The sequence below is a fragment of the Nocardia sp. NPDC056611 genome (assembly GCF_042792755.1).
In the GTDB taxonomy this organism is placed as follows: domain Bacteria; phylum Actinomycetota; class Actinomycetes; order Mycobacteriales; family Mycobacteriaceae; genus Nocardia.
The window spans coordinates 247,468-265,300 of the sequence record NZ_JBHTVV010000006.1 but is presented as its reverse complement, the minus strand read 5'-3'; the positions used below and the strand labels follow the sequence as shown (position 1 = coordinate 265,300).

The 17,833-nt window shown below is 70.2% G+C and carries 13 protein-coding genes; 3 read left to right on the top strand and 10 right to left on the bottom strand.

All coding sequences use genetic code 11. The annotated features are described in order from the left end of the window. Positions 1–4: 4 nt before the first annotated feature. From ACFRAQ_RS29185 to ACFRAQ_RS29170, 4 genes are all read right to left on the bottom strand, one after another. The gene (locus ACFRAQ_RS29185; protein ID WP_379105284.1) at positions 5–2,086 is read right to left on the bottom strand and encodes a hypothetical protein; all 2,082 of its coding nucleotides are present in this window, start codon (positions 2,084–2,086) and stop codon (positions 5–7) included. Further along, complete coding sequence (locus ACFRAQ_RS29180; RefSeq protein WP_379105282.1) at positions 2,083–2,403, bottom strand: hypothetical protein; 321 nt, start codon at positions 2,401–2,403, stop codon at positions 2,083–2,085. The genes ACFRAQ_RS29185 and ACFRAQ_RS29180 overlap by 4 nt, the downstream gene beginning before the upstream one ends. Before the next feature lie 61 nt (positions 2,404–2,464). After that, entirely contained in the window at positions 2,465–2,776 is a 312-nt protein-coding gene (locus tag ACFRAQ_RS29175; RefSeq protein WP_379105280.1) for a DUF6802 family protein, read from the bottom strand. Positions 2,777–2,881: 105 nt separating this feature from the next. Next, positions 2,882–3,088 (bottom strand): PspC domain-containing protein, encoded by a 207-nt coding sequence (locus ACFRAQ_RS29170; RefSeq protein ID WP_357088867.1) that lies wholly within the window; start codon positions 3,086–3,088, stop codon positions 2,882–2,884. A 116-nt stretch (positions 3,089–3,204) separates the two neighbouring features. Between ACFRAQ_RS29170 and ACFRAQ_RS29165 the strand changes: the two genes are divergently transcribed. Then, positions 3,205–4,848 (top strand): ABC-F family ATP-binding cassette domain-containing protein, encoded by a 1,644-nt coding sequence (locus ACFRAQ_RS29165; protein ID WP_379105278.1) that lies wholly within the window; start codon positions 3,205–3,207, stop codon positions 4,846–4,848. 69 nt (positions 4,849–4,917) lie between these two features. Here the strand turns inward: ACFRAQ_RS29165 and glmM are convergent, their stop codons facing one another. From glmM to ACFRAQ_RS29140, 5 genes are all read right to left on the bottom strand, one after another. Further along, positions 4,918–6,294 carry a phosphoglucosamine mutase gene (gene glmM / locus ACFRAQ_RS29160; RefSeq protein ID WP_379105276.1) on the bottom strand — a complete coding sequence of 459 codons (1,377 nt, stop codon included), beginning with the start codon at positions 6,292–6,294 and terminating at the stop codon, positions 4,918–4,920. A 226-nt stretch (positions 6,295–6,520) separates the two neighbouring features. Further along, positions 6,521–7,036 carry a 30S ribosomal protein S9 gene (gene rpsI / locus ACFRAQ_RS29155; protein WP_357282280.1) on the bottom strand — a complete coding sequence of 172 codons (516 nt, stop codon included), beginning with the start codon at positions 7,034–7,036 and terminating at the stop codon, positions 6,521–6,523. Next, positions 7,033–7,476, bottom strand: coding sequence for a 50S ribosomal protein L13 (rplM, locus tag ACFRAQ_RS29150; RefSeq protein ID WP_357088878.1), 444 nt, complete (start codon positions 7,474–7,476; stop codon positions 7,033–7,035). Before rplM ends, rpsI begins: the two co-directional genes overlap by 4 nt. A 224-nt stretch (positions 7,477–7,700) precedes the next feature. After that, entirely contained in the window at positions 7,701–10,361 is a 2,661-nt protein-coding gene (locus ACFRAQ_RS29145) for a hypothetical protein (protein ID WP_379105273.1), read from the bottom strand. Between the two features lie 78 nt (positions 10,362–10,439). Continuing rightward, positions 10,440–13,124, bottom strand: a complete 2,685-nt coding sequence (locus ACFRAQ_RS29140) for an ATP-binding cassette domain-containing protein (protein WP_379105271.1) — start codon at positions 13,122–13,124, stop codon at positions 10,440–10,442. Between the two features lie 169 nt (positions 13,125–13,293). On the opposite strand from ACFRAQ_RS29140, the gene ACFRAQ_RS29135 reads away from it, so the two are divergent. After that, the gene (locus ACFRAQ_RS29135) at positions 13,294–14,712 is read left to right on the top strand and encodes a metallopeptidase (RefSeq protein WP_379105690.1); all 1,419 of its coding nucleotides are present in this window, start codon (positions 13,294–13,296) and stop codon (positions 14,710–14,712) included. Between the two features lie 21 nt (positions 14,713–14,733). Here the strand turns inward: ACFRAQ_RS29135 and ACFRAQ_RS29130 are convergent, their stop codons facing one another. Beyond that, positions 14,734–16,083 carry an FHA domain-containing protein gene (locus ACFRAQ_RS29130; RefSeq protein ID WP_379105269.1) on the bottom strand — a complete coding sequence of 450 codons (1,350 nt, stop codon included), beginning with the start codon at positions 16,081–16,083 and terminating at the stop codon, positions 14,734–14,736. Positions 16,084–16,225: 142 nt separating this feature from the next. Between ACFRAQ_RS29130 and ACFRAQ_RS29125 the strand changes: the two genes are divergently transcribed. After that, positions 16,226–17,797, top strand: a complete 1,572-nt coding sequence (locus ACFRAQ_RS29125; protein WP_379105267.1) for a serine/threonine-protein kinase — start codon at positions 16,226–16,228, stop codon at positions 17,795–17,797. The last annotated feature ends 36 nt before the right edge of the window (positions 17,798–17,833 follow it).

The window sequence follows — 17,833 nt, the reverse complement described above, 5'->3', positions numbered from 1 at the left end:
ATGGTCAAGGGATCTCCACGCCTGCCTCCGGAATCTCCAGCGGCACATCGGGACTTCCGAGCACCACGCCCGGATCGGCGGGTGACACAGGCACCGACGGGTCATCGAGCGACACCCCTCCGTCCCGTGGCGACTCGCCGCCCAGCGGTGCGGTCGGCCCCGGGGTTTCGGGCACCGCCGGACACACGGTGGAGCCACCCAGCTTGACTCCGCCCAGCCCGTCGCACCCGGACAGGCCGCCGCCGTCCGGCGACTTTTCGACGTCCAGCTCAGGAGTTCCGGTGCACGTGGGCGGTTCGTGCCCTCCGGAAGGCGCTGCCGGAGTGGGCGATTCAGCTGATGGCGGCGCCACGCAGGGGACCTGAACGGGAGTGAACCCGGTCGGGACCTCCGCGGCGCACGGTGGACCTGTGGGCGTGGCAGCTTCGATCGGTGGCGAATTACCAGGTGGGCGCGGGTCTGGCGCGGCGGTCGCTGGATCGGGGTCACCGGCCGCGGGGACGGACGGGTGTCCGGCTGCGTTGTCCGGGGCGAGTGCCGGTGTGCCGGAGTCGTCGGTGGTCAGGCTCCAGACCTGCGTTCGGCCGGATTCGTCGGTGGCGGAGATGGACATGTCACCCGTTGGTTCGCGGTCGACTACGAAATGCTTTCCGGCGAGGTCGAATTCGAGGTGGCCGGACGGAAGGTTCGATGTCCCTGGGCCGGGCGGCGGTTCGGCAGGCCTGTCCGCCCCCGTTGGCTTGTCCGAGTCGGCGTGCGCATTCGGGTCGGCCGGCTTGTCAGGGTAGGCAGAGTTCTCCCGCCCGGCAGGCGTCTCTCCGTCGCCCGGGGTATCGGATGCGGGGTCGGACAGGGAGCCGAGTTGTTCGAGGACGGCGGATAAGCCCTGCTGCAAACCGGTTTCGAGCTTGCCGATGAGGCCCGCGAGCGCCTGCGCGAACACTTCCGCCTGGGGCTGGGCCTGTTTCGGCACGGCGACGGATCCCGAATCGGCCGGGGTGGGTGTATTGGAGACCGGAGGCTCCACGCCGGCAGCCGGTCCGACAGAGGCGGGTTCGGTGGCCTCGACCGGACGGGTGGGCACAGCCTTCGCACACGCGTGGTCACATGGTTGCCCGGTCGCGGTGCCGACGACGGGCCGACCGGGTCCCTCCTGCGCAGGTCCGGGCGCGCCCGAATCGCCCGGCCCGCAGCAGTCCCGCGACCGCGCTGCCCCGAGGTCGGCTTGTGGGCACTGGCCGGGGCCTACCGTCGGCGGCGAGGAATCCGGCTCGGACGGCGCGGGAGCCACGCTGGGCTGCGCCCCAGCAGGATTGGTCTGCACCCCGGTCGAGTCCGGCTGCGCCCCGACTCTGCTGCCGAGGAGGGCCGCGGAATTCGTCTCCGGTTGGGGCAGCAGGGTTTGGGACGGTTGTGGATAAGTGTGGTCGATGACCTGCTCGAAGGCCGTGATGATGGTCCGGTAGTGGGACTCGACAGTGTCGGCGGTGGCCGCGCAGGTGGCGGTGAAGGCGGCCAGTTGCCGGTCGACCTCGGGCCGGAACGTGGCTGTGAGCCAGGGGTCCGCTGTCCCGAGGGCGCCGATCGCGTCGGGGGTCCTGCCCTCGATGGTGATGTGGGCTTCGCCATCGGGGGTGGGCTCGAGCAGGCCTCGGGTTCGTTCCGCCTTGGTGAGGATGGCGTCGCGGATCGGGTCGAGGGCGGCGACGATCGCCGTGGAGGCGGTGCGGAGGGTGTCGAGATCGTCGCGGGCTTGGCGCAGTTGGGAATTCAGGAGGGCGAGGGCCTCGGTGCCGGTTGGGCCGGTCCAGGCCGCCGGAAGGGAGTTCGCCACCGAGTGGTGGGAGGTGAAGCGGGATTCGGCGTCGGCGAGCGCCTTGTCCAGTTCGCTTCGGGCGGTGTCGAATTCATCGAGGTTCAGACCGCGTTGTTCGTCATAGCGGGCGTAGAGCTCGGTCAGGTTCACACCGGCTGGTTCACCGAATGCCTTGGCGTACAGGGGCAGGAACTGTTCCCAATAGCACAGGCCGGGCGCTCCGTGGTCGAGGATCTGATCGGCGGTCTTGCCGGTGGGGTCGAAGGTCATCGGCCGACCTGGTGGAGAGCGGTGGCGCGATCGTGGTCCAGGCGGGCGTATTCGGAGGCGGCGCGGTCGAAGACGTCGGCGGTGGCGGCGGCCGCGGCAGCCCAATGCCGGAGGCAGCCGGCCGCGCGCTCGAATCCACGATGGATCGCGGCGCCCTGGGCGGAGTAGTCGCGTCCCGCCGCGTCATTGCCGAGACCGAAGGCGTGGTCGCCGATGGCGTGGGCGTGCTGCCGCAGCGCCTCGGCGTTGTCCCGCAGGGTGGTGGCCGCGGTGTGCAGCGCGGTGACGCGCACGCCGAAGTCGCCGGATTCACCCATCGATCCCCCCTCGAATCCCCACGGGCCATGGCCCGTGGCGTGAAACCCCCGTCAGCCCCGGCTAGGTGCCGCCGAGGTGTCCGCCGTCCGTGCGCACCCACGCGGTGGTGCCATCGGAGTTGTGGTGGAATTCCCAGGCGGCGTAGTCACCGCCGCTGTCCACCACGGTCACATGGTCGGCGTAGCCGTCGTGATCCAGATCCGTCCACACCTGCATGGCGTGTGCGGTGCCGGTGGTCACGGTGTCGGCCAGGCCGTCCGCGTCGAGATCCTGTGTGGGATGCGACAACTCGACCGCACCTAGCCCGCCCAGTTCCGAATGCGCGTCCAGTTCCGGCAGATCCAGTCCGGGCAGATCACCCGATGTGACCATGGTGTGCACTCCTCCGCAGTGGCGTGATCACCATCCTGGCACTCGCGATCACCCCTCGCACCACCTTCGATGCCGATTGTGGACAACTCGCGGCCTGGGGATGACTCAGCGCTTCGGGATGATGATCCACAGCGCGATGTAGAGCAGGAACTGCGGTCCGGGCAGCAGGCAGGAGAGGATGAAGAGGAAGCGGACGAGACCGGGGCTCCAGCCGACGTATTCGGCGAGACCGCCGCACACGCCGGCGATCCACTTGTCGTGCTGGGAGCGGGTCAGTCGCTTCGGGGCCGGGGTCGGAAACTCTGTGGTCATGTCTCCACTCTGCCGAGCCGCGGCCGCGCGCACATCGGTCCCTCGCCCGATAACGACCCTGAACTTTCCGAGGCCCGATGTCAGGGTGCCACCCTGAACACGGCAGAATCGCCCTGGTGAGCACCACTCTGCATGCGCGCGGCCTGGCCGCCGGACACGGCGAGCGTCTGCTGTTCTCCGACCTGGACCTGATCCTCGCCCCCGGCGATGTGATCGGCCTGGTCGGGGTGAACGGGGCGGGCAAGTCGACCCTGCTGCGTATGCTCGCCGACGGCGACGCCCACGAGGGCGAGATCGTGCTGAGCCCGCCGGACGCCACCGTCGGCTATCTGGCCCAGGAGCCGGAGCGCATCGAGGGCGAGACGGTGCTGGAGTTCCTGTATCGCCGCACCGGGGTGGCCGCCGCCCAGCAGACCATGGACGCCGCCGCCGAACGCCTCGCCGACGGCGGTGACGACGAGTACTCCCCCGCCCTGGAGCGCTGGCTCGCCCTGGGCGGCGCGGACCTGGAGCAGCGCGCCGAGGAGGTGGCCGCCGATCTGGGCCTCACCGACAGCCTCCCGCACGGTCTGGCCACCCCGATGACCGTGCTCTCCGGCGGTCAGGCGGCCCGCGCCGGTCTGGCTTCGGTCCTGTTGTCCCGCTTCGACATCCTGCTGCTCGACGAGCCCACCAATGACCTCGATCTGGACGGCCTGGCCCGGCTCGAGCAGTTCGTGACCGGGGTCCGTGAGCCGCTCATGGTGATCAGCCACGACCGGGAGTTCCTGGCGCGCACCGTGAATCGCATCGTCGAGCTGGATCTGGCGCAGCAGCGGGTCGGCGTGTACGACGGCGGCTACGACTCGTATCTGGAGGAGCGGGCGATCGCGCGCCGCCACGCCCGCGAGGCCTACGACGAGTTCGCCGACACCAAGGCCGGCCTGGAGGCGCGGGCCACTATGCAGCGCAACTGGATGGAACACGGTGTCCGCAATGCCCGCCGCAAGTCGAAGGCGGATTCGGACAAGATGGGCCGCAAGGCCCGCGCGGAGTCCACCGAGAAGCAGGCGTCCAAGGTCAAGCAGACGCTCAAGCGCATCGAACGCCTGGACGTGGTGGAGGAGCCGCGCAAGGAGTGGGAGCTGCGCATGTCCATCGCGGCCGCCCCCCGCAGCGGCGCCGTGGTGGCCACGCTGTCCGGTGCGACGGTGTCCCGCGGTGAGTTCACGCTGGGACCGGTGACGGTGCAGGTGGATTGGGGCGATCGCATCGTGCTGACCGGCGCGAACGGCGCGGGCAAGTCCACCCTGCTGTCATTGCTGCTGGGAAAGATGAAGCCGGACAACGGTTCCGCGTCGATCGGTTCGGGCGTCGCGATCGGCGAGGTCGATCAGGCGCGCGGCCTGTTCCGCGGAACCGCCACCCTCGCGGACACTTTCAGCGCGCAGATCCCCGACTGGAACGAGTCGGACGTCCGCACCCTGCTCGCGAAGTTCGGTCTTCGCGGCCCGCATGTGCTGCGCCCCAACGACACTCTCTCCCCGGGTGAGCGCACCCGCGCCGCCCTGGCGCTGCTACAAGCCCGCGGCGTAAACCTACTGGTGCTGGACGAGCCCACCAACCACCTGGACCTCCCCGCCATCGAACAGCTGGAACAGGCCGTCGAATCCTTCGAGGGCACAGTCCTCCTGGTAACCCACGACCGCCGCATGCTCGACACCGTCACCGCGACCCGCCGCTGGCACCTGTCCAACGGACACCTCACCGAATCCCACTGACCGTCGAGTGGCACACCCTGGAGGGAAATTCGGACGAATCCCCTCCAGGGTGTGCCACTCGGCGAAGAGTCAGACCGCCTCGACCAGCTTGGCGAGATGGTCGGCGAGGTGATGCGCCTGGTCCGGGTCGGTGGCCTCGACCATGACGCGGACCAGTTGTTCGGTTCCGCTGGGGCGCAGCAGGATTCGACCGTTGTCACCCAGCAGCTGCTCGGCCTGGGCGACGGCTTCCAGCACCGCGGGGGCGGTGGCGACGGCGGCCTTGTCCGTGACCGGGACGTTCACCAGGATCTGCGGGACGACCTGCACGATGCCGGCCAAGTCGGCCAGGCTGCTGCCGGTCTCGGCCATCCTCGCCATCAGCTTGAGGCCGGTGAGCACGCCGTCGCCGGTGGTGCCGTAGCGCGGGAACACCACGTGCCCGGACTGCTCGCCGCCGAGGGTGTAGCCGCCGTTGCGGAGGTCCTCGAGCACGTAGCGGTCACCGACGGCGGTGGTGCGCACCGTGATTCCGGCCTCGCGCATGGCGATGTGCAGGCCGAGGTTGCTCATGACGGTGGCGACCAGCGTGTTCTCCACCAGGTCGCCGGAGTCGCGCATGCCGACGGCGAGCACGGCCATGATGGCGTCGCCGTCCACGACCGCGCCGGTGGCGTCCACGGCCAGGCAGCGGTCGGCGTCGCCGTCGTGGGCGAGGCCGAGGTCGGCGCCGTGCGCGCGCACGGCGGCCTGGACCTGCTCGAGATGCGTGGAGCCGCAGCCGTCGTTGATATTGAGGCCGTCGGGGTCGGCGTTGATGGCGATGACGGTCGCGCCCGCCTCGCGGTAGGCGGCCGGCCCGACCTCGGAGGCCGCGCCGTGCGCGCAGTCCACCACGACGGTGAGCCCGCGCAGGTCACGGCCGGTGGCCTGGACCAGGTGCTCGACATAGCGTTCGTGGGTGCCCTCGAGGCTGTACCGGTCGTTCACGTCGAAGACGTGCCCGCCCAGGCCGGGGCGTCCGAGGATGCGGCCGATCGCCGCGCCGGTGGGCCGGGTGAAGCCACCCTCCGCGACCAGCGCCTCGATCCGGTCCTCGACGGCGTCGTCCAGCTTGTGCCCGCCCGCGGCGAAGATCTTGATGCCGTTGTCCGGCATGGGGTTGTGCGAGGCGGAGATCATGACACCCAGGCACGCGTCGTACACGCCGGTCAGGTACGCGACGGCGGGCGTCGGCAGCACGCCGACCGACAGCACGTCCACGCCCGCGGAGGTGAGGCCCGCGGTGACGGCGGCCTCCAGCATCTCGCCGCTGGCGCGGGGATCGCGTCCGACGACGGCGACGGCGCGCTTCTTCCCGCGGCTCAGGACCTGCGCCGCGGCGGCCGAAACCTGTAGCGCCAGTTCCGGACTCAGCGACCCGTTGGCGAGCCCGCGCACACCGTCGGTACCGAACAAACGTCCCATTACCTCAACACCCCTGCAGTTCGGTGGATACAGCACGAGAGCAGGCTTCCCGCCCTCTCCGGGACTCTCGCACTCCGCCGCGTTCCGCGGCGGAGTGCGTCCAGGAAAGAGGTGGCAACGGTTGTAAACCGTTGTGGGGAGCCTGCTCTCGCACAGGTTGCCGTGTAGACCGTACCGTGCCCGGTCCCCACGGGGGCCGGGCACGGTAGAGCCTGACGGCGCAATATCAGCGCTTCGAGTACTGAGGCGCCTTACGGGCCTTCTTGAGGCCGTACTTCTTACGCTCGGTGGCACGCGGGTCACGGGTCAGGAAGCCGGCACGCTTGAGGGCGGGACGGTCGTCCGGGGTGACCTCGATGAGGGCACGCGCGATGGCCAGGCGCAGAGCGCCGGCCTGACCCGACGGGCCACCACCGACGAGGCGGGCGTGGATGTCGAAGGTCTCGGTGCGCTCGACGGTGACGAGCGGGGACTTCACCAGCTGCTGGTGCACCTTGTTCGGGAAGTAGTCCTCGATGGTGCGGCCGTTCAGCACGAAGTTGCCGGAGCCCGGCACCAGGCGCACGCGGACCACGGCCTCCTTGCGGCGGCCGACGGTCTGCACCGGACGATCGATGATCACCGGAGCGGAGAAGGTCTCGGTGTACTCGGCTTCGGCCTCGTAACCGTCACCCTCCTCGACGACCTCCACGGCGGTGTCCTCGACGACGTAGTCGTCGTTGAATTCCTCAGGAGCGGTCACTGGGCCACCTGCTTGATCTCGAAGGGGATGGGCTGCTGGGCGGCGTGCGGGTGGTTCGGGCCCGCGTAGACCTTCAGCTTGCCGATGATCTTGTTGCCCAGCTTGTTCTTCGGGATCATGCCCTTGACGGCGCGCTCGACCAGACGGTCGGGGCGGGTGTCCAGGATCTGGCCCACGGTACGGCCCTTCAGACCACCCGGGTGACCCGAGTGGGTGTAGAGGACCTTGTCCTGCCGCTTGTTGCCGGAGATGGCGACCTTGTCGGCGTTGATGATGATGACGAAGTCGCCGCCATCAACGTTCGGGGCGTAGGTCGGCTTGTTCTTGCCACGCAGGATGTTCGCAGCCTGCACGGAAAGACGGCCGAGCACTACGTCAGTGGCGTCGATGACGTACCACTTGCGGGTCACGTCACCGCCCTTGGGGCTGTACGTAGGCACAGTGCATCCCTGTCTGTCGTAGGTTTTGCCAGCCAAGTACGCGATCGAGCTGAATCCCGGCGGCCGGTGGAGACCCGGGGCTCGTGTGACAGCCGGAAACCCGGCCGTACCGCACACCAACGAGCAACCATACCAGCGGGGACCGCGGACCCTCGAATCGGTCCCGGGAGCCGTGACCACCGGTCCGATGCGCCCCGCCACCGGGGGGTGCCCCCGGCCGGCGGTCAGATGTGCAACGGCGGGCCGGGGTCGACCCCGCGCACCGGGCCGGGCAGCGTGTAGCGCAGCGTATCGATGCCGGACCGCACGCAGTCCGTCTTGTGCGGGTCGCCGATGGTGGCGACGCCGGAGCCGGGCAGCCCCGAGACGAACGGGGTCACCGCGCAGCTCTCACCGACCGGGATCAGCTCGATATCGGTGGCCCGGGTCACACCGCCGACGGGCGCCGGGGATCCGGCCGTGGGGTCCTGGCGCTGATCCGAGTGCGCGCCCAGGAGCGACAGGGCTGCCGCGCCGACGATGATGGGCGCGCCGAACGGCTTGCGCATCTTGTTCCACAGCTTGCCCTTGCGCTGCTTGCGATCACCCTCGGAGCCGGATCCGGAGTCCGAATCCGACTGCCCAGCGGTATCTTCCGGCGTTTGCGGAGTAGACCCACGCACCCCCGACGACATCGACCCACCGTACATCGCGCCGGGTTGACCAGGAGCGTTTCCGCCGGATCCAGCAAAACTCCCGCGACCCGAACCGGACGTATCCCCCTCGGCCCCATAGGGACCCGCCGGGTAAGCGCCGCCGCCGTAGCCACCTTGGCCGCCGTAACCGCCCGAGCCGTATCCGCCCTGGCCGTACTGGCCAGCGGCGCCCTGCTGGCCGCCGTACTGCCCGCCCTGACCCGGCTGCGCGCCGCCGGGACCGTAACCGCCCTGCGCCGAACCCTCCGAACCCGCAGCGTTCGCCGAACCGTAGCCGGTGCCGTAACCGCCCGCCGAGCCCGGACCGCCTGTGCCGGGCCCGAATTGACCCGCCGCTCCGCCCTGCTGCGGATAGCCGCCCGTGGTCGGGCCACCCGGTCCGAAACCGCCGCCCTGGCCGTAACCGCCGTGCGCCCCCGGACCGGCCTGTGGGCCCTGCCCGCCGGGGCCGTAGCTTCCCGCCGAACCCTGTTGCGCACCCGTGGAACCCGAGCCCTGGCCGCCCTCGGGGGCAGACCCGTAGCCATGACCCGATCCGGCGCCGCCCTGGTCACCCGGACCGAAGACCGTGGTCATCTGGTCATCGGCGGGTGAGCCCGGCGGCCGCGTGAATCGGCCGCCGACGCCTTCCAGACCGGGCGGCAGCGTCCCTCGTCCCCCGACGACGGGCTGCGAGCCGGTAGCCGGGCCCTCGGACCCGCGCGCAACCCTGTGGCCCGCATCGATACTCGGGCCGGTCCCCGCGGCGGCGGTCCGGTTCTCGCCCGCTCCCGCCTGCGCGGTCAGCCGGGCCAATTCCTCGGGCGTCACCCGCTGGGTGATACCGCCGGGTCCGGTGTTACCGGTGGGGCCGCCCTGAGATGCGGCCTCCTGCCCGGTGATTCGCCGCGTGAGTCCTTCGGCGGCCGGATCGGCCACCGGCTGCGTGCCCGGCCCACCCGCCTGCGGTCCCTGCGCCGCGGCGGCCTCCTCCGCCGTCGGACGACGCGTCCGGGCGTCCGGATCGCCGCCGTCGCGGTCACCGTCGACCGCGGGCTGCGGGCCGGTGCGGGGCGCGGAACCCGGGCGCTGCGGCGCGGATTCGGGCGCCGGCGGTGAATCCATGTGCCGGGGAATCAGTTCCGGCTGCTGGGACAGCGGTTCGGGCTGGCGCTGCAGCGCTTGGTCCGCGTCGCGGCCACCGGTGACGTGGCGCGGCCCCTGCTCGACAGGCCGCGCTTCCGCTCCGCCGGCCTGCTGTCCGACGCCGACCGACTGTTGTCCCGCACCGCCCGGCTGTCCCGCCGTGCCCGGCTGCTGCCCGGAACTGTTCGACTGCTGTCCCGCACCGGGCTGGGGCCGGTCGTAGGCCGGGTCGCCTTCGCTGTCGGCGACCAGCAGATGGGTCGCGCCGAGGACGAGGGCGTGCATCGGGTGGTCGGCGACCTGGAAGCGGTGGCCGAGGTGGTTCTGGAAGGCCAGTCGCAAGGCGTCGTTGAAACAGACATTGCCGGTGAGCAGCACCGTGGAGGTGTCGGCATTGATGGCACGCGCCGCGGCCATCACCTCGATGACCACATTGTCGGCGGCATGCGCCTCGTGCAGCGCCTCGGCGGTGATGGCGACGCTGACCGATTCGGTGGGCTGGTCGTCATTGCCGTGCACCGCGACGACGAGGCATTCGCGGCCATCGGAGTAGACGCCGACGGCTCCGACGCCGGGTCCGCGGCCGGGCGCGCGCACCAGGCCGAGGGCGCGCACGTAGCCCGAGAGCGCCACCGACTCGGGCAGCGGTTCGGCGGGTACACCGAGTTGTTCCACCAGCCGCACGAATTCGTCGACCTGCGGGTCGGGCCATTCGTCGGGGAAGGGCAGCGCCAGCACGTCGGGCGTCGCCCCCAAGTGCTCGATCACCGAGGCCAGCGGGTTGTGCATGCGCGCCCGGAACACCAGTTCGGCGGGCCAGGTCGCCCCGGCCACCACGATCTGCGGGTGCCCGATGATGTCGCGCACATCGGAGATGGCGATGCCGACATCCGGCCGCCGGTCCACGCCGGCGGTGTGCAGCCGGCCCGACGAGTCGGCCAGCAGATATGCGGGCGGCGTGTACGAGCCCTCGACCTGGACCGGGCGTATGGGTGAACCGCCGCCACCGGCGGCCACCGACACCACGTCCCAGCCGAGATGCACTGCCCCAACTCGCGCTGTCACAGTCATCAGTCTGCCTGCTCGCTCCGTTGAGCGCGCGACCGAATCACTCTTCGCACCCCTGCGCGAGTGTGTCCCCGGTCACGCCGCAGACTTCTTCAAACGCAGGCGCGACCAGGTGAACAGGGTCAGCAGCGTCGCGATCACGCACAGCATGGCCACATCCAGCGACCACGCGGCGACCGTGTGCTTCCAGAAGCTGTCCTGCTGCGCCGCGGCCGAGATCGACAGCTCGGGCAGATTGACCGTGGACGCTCCGGCGGCATAGCCCCAGCGCGACGGGAACAGCCAGGACAGCTGATCCAGTACGGCGCGACCGGTCACCGGAATCATGCCGCCCGCCATCACCAGCTGGGCCATGATGACCACCACCAGCAGCGGCATCACCTGCTCGTTGGATTTGGCCAGCGAGGACAGCACCAGCCCCAGGATCACGCAGGCCACCGCGGTCAAGGCGACGTCGAGGTAGAGCTCCACGGTGCCGAGCGAGAGCACCGCGCCCGTGGCCGGGGGCTTCTTCACCGCCAGCACGATGCCGATCATCACGGCCGACTGCACCAGCGCCGCCAGGCTGAACACCACGACCTTCGACATCAGATAGGCGCCGGAGCGCAATCCGACCGCGCGTTCGCGGTAGTAGATGGCCCGCTCGCCGACCAGGTCACGCACGGTGAGCGTGGCGCCCATGAAGCACGCGCCGAGGACCAGCACGACCAGCAGCTGTTGCGCCTCACCGTTGTTGGCGCGCACGAAGCTGCCATCGGGTGCCTGCACGAATCCGACGGACTCGAATCCGCTCTTGCCCTGCACGACCAGTGAAAGACCGCCGAGCACGAACGGCAGGATCCCGAGGAACGCCAGATAGCCGCGGTCGGCGAAAATGAGCCGCAACTGCCGCCGGGCCAGGGTCGAGAACTGTTTGAACGGACTGGATTTGGGCGCCTTCGCCCGTTCCACCGGTTTCACCGGCGCGGGCGGCTCCGCGAACGCCTGGCGGGAGCGGAAATTCGCGAAGGCCCCATCCGGATCGGCGGCGACGCGGCCGAAGATCTCTGCCCAGTCGCTGGTGCCCATGGAGTGCCCGACGCTGCCCGGATGCCCGCAGAAGGCGGTCTTGCCGCCCGGGCCCAGCAGCAGCACCTGGTCGCACATGTCCAGGCAGGCCACCGAGTGGGTGACCACGATGACGGTGCGCCCGGCGTCGGCCAGTTCCCGCAGCATGGTCATGACCTGGCGGTCCAGCGCCGGGTCCAAGCCGGAGGTGGGCTCGTCGAGGATGAGCAGCGAGGGGCCGGTGAGCAGCTCCATGGCCACCGAGGCGCGCTTGCGCTGCCCGCCGGAGAGCCGGTCCACGCGGGTGTCGGCGTGCTGGGTGAGCGAAAGCTCCTTCAGCACATCGGCGATCACCTGCTTGCGGTCGGCCTTGCTGGTGTCCGGGGGCAGTCGCAGCTGAGCGGCGAAGTTGAGCGCCTGCTTGACTGTGAGCTGCCGGTGCAGCACGTCGTCCTGCGGCACCATGCCGATGCGGGAGCGCAGCGCCTCGTATTCGGCGTGCAGGTTGCGGCCCTCGAAGGTGACCACGCCCGCGGACGGAAGCGTGGTTCCCGCAATGAGTTTCGACAGGGTGGACTTGCCCGCGCCGGAGGGTCCGATGAGCGCGGTCAGCGATCCGCGCCCGGCCTGCATGTTCACGTCCACGAGCAGCTGCTTGTTGCCCTCGACGGTGAACGAGACGCCGTGCACGTGCAGGCCCTGTTCGGCGACCGGCCGCTGCCGGTGCACGAGCGTGCCTTCCTGCACGACGAAGTCGACGTTACCGATGGTGACGATGTCGCGTTCGCGCAGCAGCGCGCGCTGTTCGCGGCGGCCGTTGACGAAGGTGCCGTTGGCGGAGTTGAGGTCCTCGATGGCGAGGCCCTCACGGTCGGGCACCAGCCGCGCGTGCTTGCGCGAGGCCATCGGATCGTTGACCACGATCTCGTTGTCACTGGTACGACCGATGTGCAGACCGTTGCGCGGAATCCGGTCGGCCCGCGCGATGGCCGCGGTGGAGGCCCGCGCACGGATCGGCGGCAGCGCCGAGGTGTCCGCCTTGGTGGTCATGTTGATGGGATCGCCGCCCTGCGGCGGCTGGTTGACCGGCGGGCGCACCACATTCGGCGTGGCCGCGTTGCCGACGGGCGGAGTCGGCCGCTGCGGCACCGGATTCGGCTGCTGATGCTGCGGACCCGATACCGGCCGGTTCGGATTCCACTGATTCTGGTTGGGCTGAGCCACGTTCGGCGGCTGCCAGGCCTGCTGTGGTCGCTGCTGCACCGGCGGGCGCTGCGCGAACGGCTGCTGCGCCTGCTGCGGCTGTCCCACCTGGGGCAGCGGCCGGGACGGCGGCCGGTTCTGCTGCGGCGCCGGCCGCTGCTGCGGTTGCGGTTGCGGCGCGCCACCGCCGCCGCGCGCGAGCTGCGGCAGCAGGTGCAGCAGCGGGCCACTGATGGCGTCGCCGAGCCGCACCTGGGTGGGCCGGTTGATCACCAGCGGCGTGGTCAGCCGGCGGGCGTCCACGAAAACGCCGTTGGTGCTGCCGTTGTCGCTGAGCATCCACGATCCGGCCTCGTAGCTCAGGATCGCGTGCACGCGGGAGACCAGTGGGCTGTCGACGAACAGCGTCACCTCCGGCGCCCGGCCCATCGTGATCTGCTGAGTCGCGTCGAAGACCCGTTCGGTTCCATCATGACGCACGGTGATCTGCTGCGCCCCCGGTGAAGACATGGTGGGATGATAATTGAAGCCCCCGGAGTCCGGCGTCGCGCTTCTCGGCCGTCCGTCCGATTCCGGGACACGATCGGTATCGGTTGTCGAGGGAGAACACGTGGGGAGACGCCGGGGGGAGGCGGTGCGCACGCGCCGGTCCACGGGAATTCGCCGTGTATTCGTGACGCTGGGCGTGGTGCTCGTGGCGGTCGCGCTCTTGTCCGGATGTACACGAAATGTTCACGGCCGGGCCGTATCGATCTACGACGACCCGTTCAAGGTGGCCGGTCTGCCTACCACCGGCGGTCCCAGCGGCCCCCGCTCCGGGGTCCCGGATTCGACGCTGACCGCGGAGAACTCCGACGGCGGCAGTATCGACAAACTGGTGCTCAACGCGCTCGACGACATCCAGACCTATTGGCAGGGCGAGTTTCCGCGCGAGTTCGGCGGCGCCTTCAGCCCGGTGGACCATTTCATCTCCTGGAACGCCAAGACGCCGCGCTCGCAGGCCGGGCAGTTCTGCGGCGAGACCAGCTACCGGCTCGTGAACGCCGCCTACTGCCGACTGGACGGTTCGGTGGGCTGGGATCGCGGGGTGCTGCTGCCCGCGGTGGCCGACGAGTTCGGGAAGATGTCGGTGGTCATGGTGCTGGCCCACGAGTACGGGCACGCCATCCAGGAGATGGCCAAACTGGTCGGCCGCCGCACCCCGACGATCGTCAAGGAGCAGCAGGCGGATTGCTTCGCGGGCGCGTTCATCCGGAATGTGGCCGAGGGCAAGGCGCCGCACTTCACGATCAACACCTCCGACGGGTTGAACGCGGTGCTGGCCGCCACGGTCGCCTTCCGCGACGCCGACCCCGATGATCCCCAGAGCGTGCACGGTTCCGCGTTCGAGCGGGTGACGGCCGTGCAGATCGGGTTCACCGACGGCGCCAAGGGCTGTAAGACCATCGACCAGAACGAGATCGACCGCCGCCGCGGCGATCTGCCGCAGACCCTCGGCAACGACGCCAATCACGGCCAGTCCGAGGTGACCCAGTCCAGCCTGCAGGAGCTGGCCAAGTCGATGGCGACCATCATGCCGGTGCGCGACGAGCCCGAGTACGGCTACGACACCGCGAAGCTGAACTGCCGCAATGGCGCCGACACCGTGCCGGTCACCTACTGCCCGGTCACCAATCGGATCGGCACCGATGTGCCCGCGCTGCACGACCGCGGCGTCTCCAATGCCGACGACCAGGACGCGTTGCCCGCCAACGTGACCGGCGATTTCACCGCCTACATCGTCTTCATCTCCCGCTACACCCTCGCCGTGCAGCACGCCGCCGGACTGCCCCTGAAGGGTGCGAAGACCGGTCTGCGCGCGGCCTGCCTGTCCGGGGTGATCTCCGGGAAACTGGCCGACCCGAGCCGCAAGGCGTCCGGCGGCATCTCGCTGTCCGCGGGCGATCTGGACGAGGCGGTCTCCGGTCTGCTCACCGACGGACTGGCCGCCAGCGACACCGACGGCAAGACCGTGCCCAGCGGCTTCTCCCGCGTGGACGCCTTCCGCGCGGGCGTGCTCGGCGCCAATCAGGAGATCTGCTACTCCCGATACACCTAGGGGCGCGGGAGTTCTCGCGTCCTACCCGAAGGGCGGCGGCGCGACCGGCTCCAACCGCAGCACCCGGTTGCCGAGCATGACCTCCGCGCCCGGCACCAGCGTGAACGGCTGATTCGGTTGCAGCCGAACCCAATCGCGATACCCGGGCGGGCGCACCCGGGTGCCGTTGGTGGAGCCGCGGTCGACGATGGTGACATCCCAGTTCACCAAGCGGATCTCGGCGTGCGCCCGGGACATGCCGCCGGAGCTGTCGTCGATGCGCAGTGGCAGCAGGCCCCCGCGGGCCGGTTCGGACAGTTCGGGATCGCGGCCCACCACGGCGTCGGCCGCCAGCATGAAGGTCATGCCGTCGTCGAGCACCAGCATGCCCAGCGGCGGCCGGATCACCTCGGACACGTGCTGGGTCTGATCCACCGGCATGCCGCACACGGTGCAGAAGGCGGCCCGCGGGTCGCTGGGATGCGCCCGCGCGCATTTGAATCCGAGCACCTTCGCGGTGAGCGCGGTCGCCTTGGCGGTGGCCTCGAGCCGTCGTTGCAGGTCCGGGTCGGGTTTGGGTGCCGGGTTGGTGCCGCTCAGCTCGCTCGCGCCGCCCATCTCGGTGGGCGCGTGGTGCAGGTCCGGCGCTGCCGGAATGCCCTCGGTGACCGGATCCACCGGGGCGGGATCCAGGTTCGCGGGAATCCGATTGGAGGTGCGGGTCGGGATCAGGTCCGGGTCCACCGGCGGCGGTTCGGGTTCGGGATCGCGTTCGGCGTCGAAGGCGGCCGTGGGCGGCGGCGGTTCCGCGGCCCGGTGCCGCGCCCCCGCCGGACGCGCCGGGGTGCGTGACACCACCGGTTCGCCCTCGAACCACACCACCGCGCCCGACGCGGGCGCGAGTCCCTCGACGAGCGAGCCGATTCCGCGCTCGGGCAGTTCCGGCGCCCGCTGCCGCGGTTCGTCGATGAACAGGGCCGCGGCCCGCGCGGGCGGCGCGGCGACCCGGTCCACGGTGAAGGCGGCGTCGCTGCCGCGGCAGTACTCGACCGCGGTTCCGGCCAGCACGGCCGTCACCGATCCGTGCAGGAAGATGGCCAGCCCGCCGGTGTCGGCGGTGGACAGGATGCCGAATTCGATGGGCTGCCCGGGCGAGATCCGCTCGGCCTCCTTCATCAGCCAGCGGGTGGCCTGCCGCGCGATCTGCCGCCCCGGCCCGTCCGGGACCAGATCGGTGGCGTCGGCGACCAGGTCCCCGAGCGCCCGCACCGCCGTCACGGCCCGCGATTCGGGCGTGATCGGACCCCGCTCCCGATGCGCGACCAGGATCACCGCTCCCGCCACCCGGCTCAGCGCATGGCCGCCCGCGACGACCTCGACCTGCCGATCCATCACGGGAACCGGCCCCCGGGAAGCACGCGACAGGGATCCTTCAGCACAGCCACCAGGTTACGTGCCCGTCCGGCACCGGCTACAGTCGCGGAGAGCAGCGGGGGGAGCCGCTGCGTCCGGCGAGGATCCAGGAGTTGATGCGATGGCACTGAGTCCTGGCACCATCGTCGGCGGATACCGGATCGTTCGCGTGCTCGGCTCGGGCGGCATGGGGACCGTGTATCTGGGCAAGCATCCCGAGTTGCCGCGCATGGACGCGCTCAAGGTGCTCTCCGCCGAGTTGACCAGCAACGAGGAGTTCCGCGGCCGCTTCGAACGCGAGGCCAATGTGGTTGCGGGCCTGGACCACCCGAACATCGTCGCGGTGCACAATCGCGGCGAGGAGAACGGGCAGCTGTGGATCGCCATGCAGTATGTCGAGGGCACCGACGCCTCGGCCGAGCTCAAGCGCGATCCGGCCGCCATTCCGCCACTGCGGGCGCTGTCCATCGTCACCCAGATCGGCCGCGGCCTGGACTACGCGCACCGGCGCGGCCTGCTGCACCGGGACGTGAAGCCCGCCAACTTCCTGCTCTCCACCGCCGCCGGTGAGGACGAGCGGGCACTGCTGGCCGACTTCGGCGTCGCCAAGTCCACCGAGGACACCACCGAGCTCACCCAGACCGGCAGTTTCGTCGCCACCATCGCCTACGCGCCGCCGGAGCAGCTGTCCGGGTTGCCGCTGGACCACCGCGCCGACATCTACAGCCTGGGCTGCTCGTTCTTCAAGCTGCTGACCGGCCGGAACCCGTATCCCGCAACGCAACCGGCGCTGGTCATGATGGGCCACCTGCACGAGCCGCCGCCGCGCGCCACCGATGTCGATCCGTATCTGCCCGCCGCGCTGGATCAGGTCTTCGCACGGGCGATGGCGAAGAATCCGGCGGAGCGCTTCAATTCCTGCCGCGAGTTCACCGAGGCCGCCACGGCCGCGCTGGTGCCGGGCTACAACCCGTTGTCCACCACTACTTCTCCGACCTATCCGATCCAGATCGCGCCGCCGGGCTTGCTGCCGGCCGGTGAGACCCAGAGCGGCATACCGGTTTCCGCGGCCGAGCCCACCGAGCTGGTGCGGCCGTCGCGCAACCGGACCCGGCTCTATCTGGGTGTCGGTGCGGCGACGGTGGCGGCCGCGGTGGCCGTGGGCATCGGCATCGTCGCCAGCGGTGGCAGCGAGACCGGTTCCGCCGCAACGACGTCCGCCGGTGCGGCCCCGGCCGCGAACACCGCCCCGAACTCGGTGGACCAGGCGCGCAAGGACAATCCCGCGTTCCAAGGCAAGTCCGTCACCGTCGTCGACGTGACCGGCGACGACTACAACACCAAATACAGCATCTACCTGACCGGCAGCGATCAGGCGAAATACCTGGAGAGCCTGGGCTTCGTCTACAACGCCCAGTACCAGCCCGCGGCCGGGGAGACCTCCCCGCGACCCTCCTCCGGCTACGGTTCCTTGAAGGTGACCGACGACTCGTACATCATCGCGGTCCGCAGCGACGCGAAGGCGGGCGGCGGCGGCCTGCTCGGCCTGCCCAGCGAGATCACCAGCTCCCGCGCCATCGTGGTGCCGGTCGACGACGCGTCCGCGGTCGCGGCGATCCGCAATTGGACCCCGGAATCCGGTCAGACCCTGCTCACCAAACTGGTTCCGGTCCTGCACAACCGGATCAAGTAGGGTTTTGCCGGTCAGTCAGCTCTGGGGAGGGGAACC

Coding starts and splice junctions, on each gene's coding strand:
- ACFRAQ_RS29130 (WP_379105269.1), bottom strand. CDS start 16,083: ATGGATCGGCAGGTCGAGGTCGTCGCGGGCGGCCATGCGCTGAGCCGG.
- glmM (WP_379105276.1), bottom strand. CDS start 6,294: ATGGGACGTTTGTTCGGTACCGACGGTGTGCGCGGGCTCGCCAACGGG.
- ACFRAQ_RS29175 (WP_379105280.1), bottom strand. CDS start 2,776: ATGGTCACATCGGGTGATCTGCCCGGACTGGATCTGCCGGAACTGGAC.
- ACFRAQ_RS29140 (WP_379105271.1), bottom strand. CDS start 13,124: ATGTCTTCACCGGGGGCGCAGCAGATCACCGTGCGTCATGATGGAACC.
- ACFRAQ_RS29180 (WP_379105282.1), bottom strand. CDS start 2,403: ATGGGTGAATCCGGCGACTTCGGCGTGCGCGTCACCGCGCTGCACACC.
- ACFRAQ_RS29170 (WP_357088867.1), bottom strand. CDS start 3,088: ATGACCACAGAGTTTCCGACCCCGGCCCCGAAGCGACTGACCCGCTCC.
- ACFRAQ_RS29125 (WP_379105267.1), top strand. CDS start 16,226: ATGGCACTGAGTCCTGGCACCATCGTCGGCGGATACCGGATCGTTCGC.
- ACFRAQ_RS29185 (WP_379105284.1), bottom strand. CDS start 2,086: ATGACCTTCGACCCCACCGGCAAGACCGCCGATCAGATCCTCGACCAC.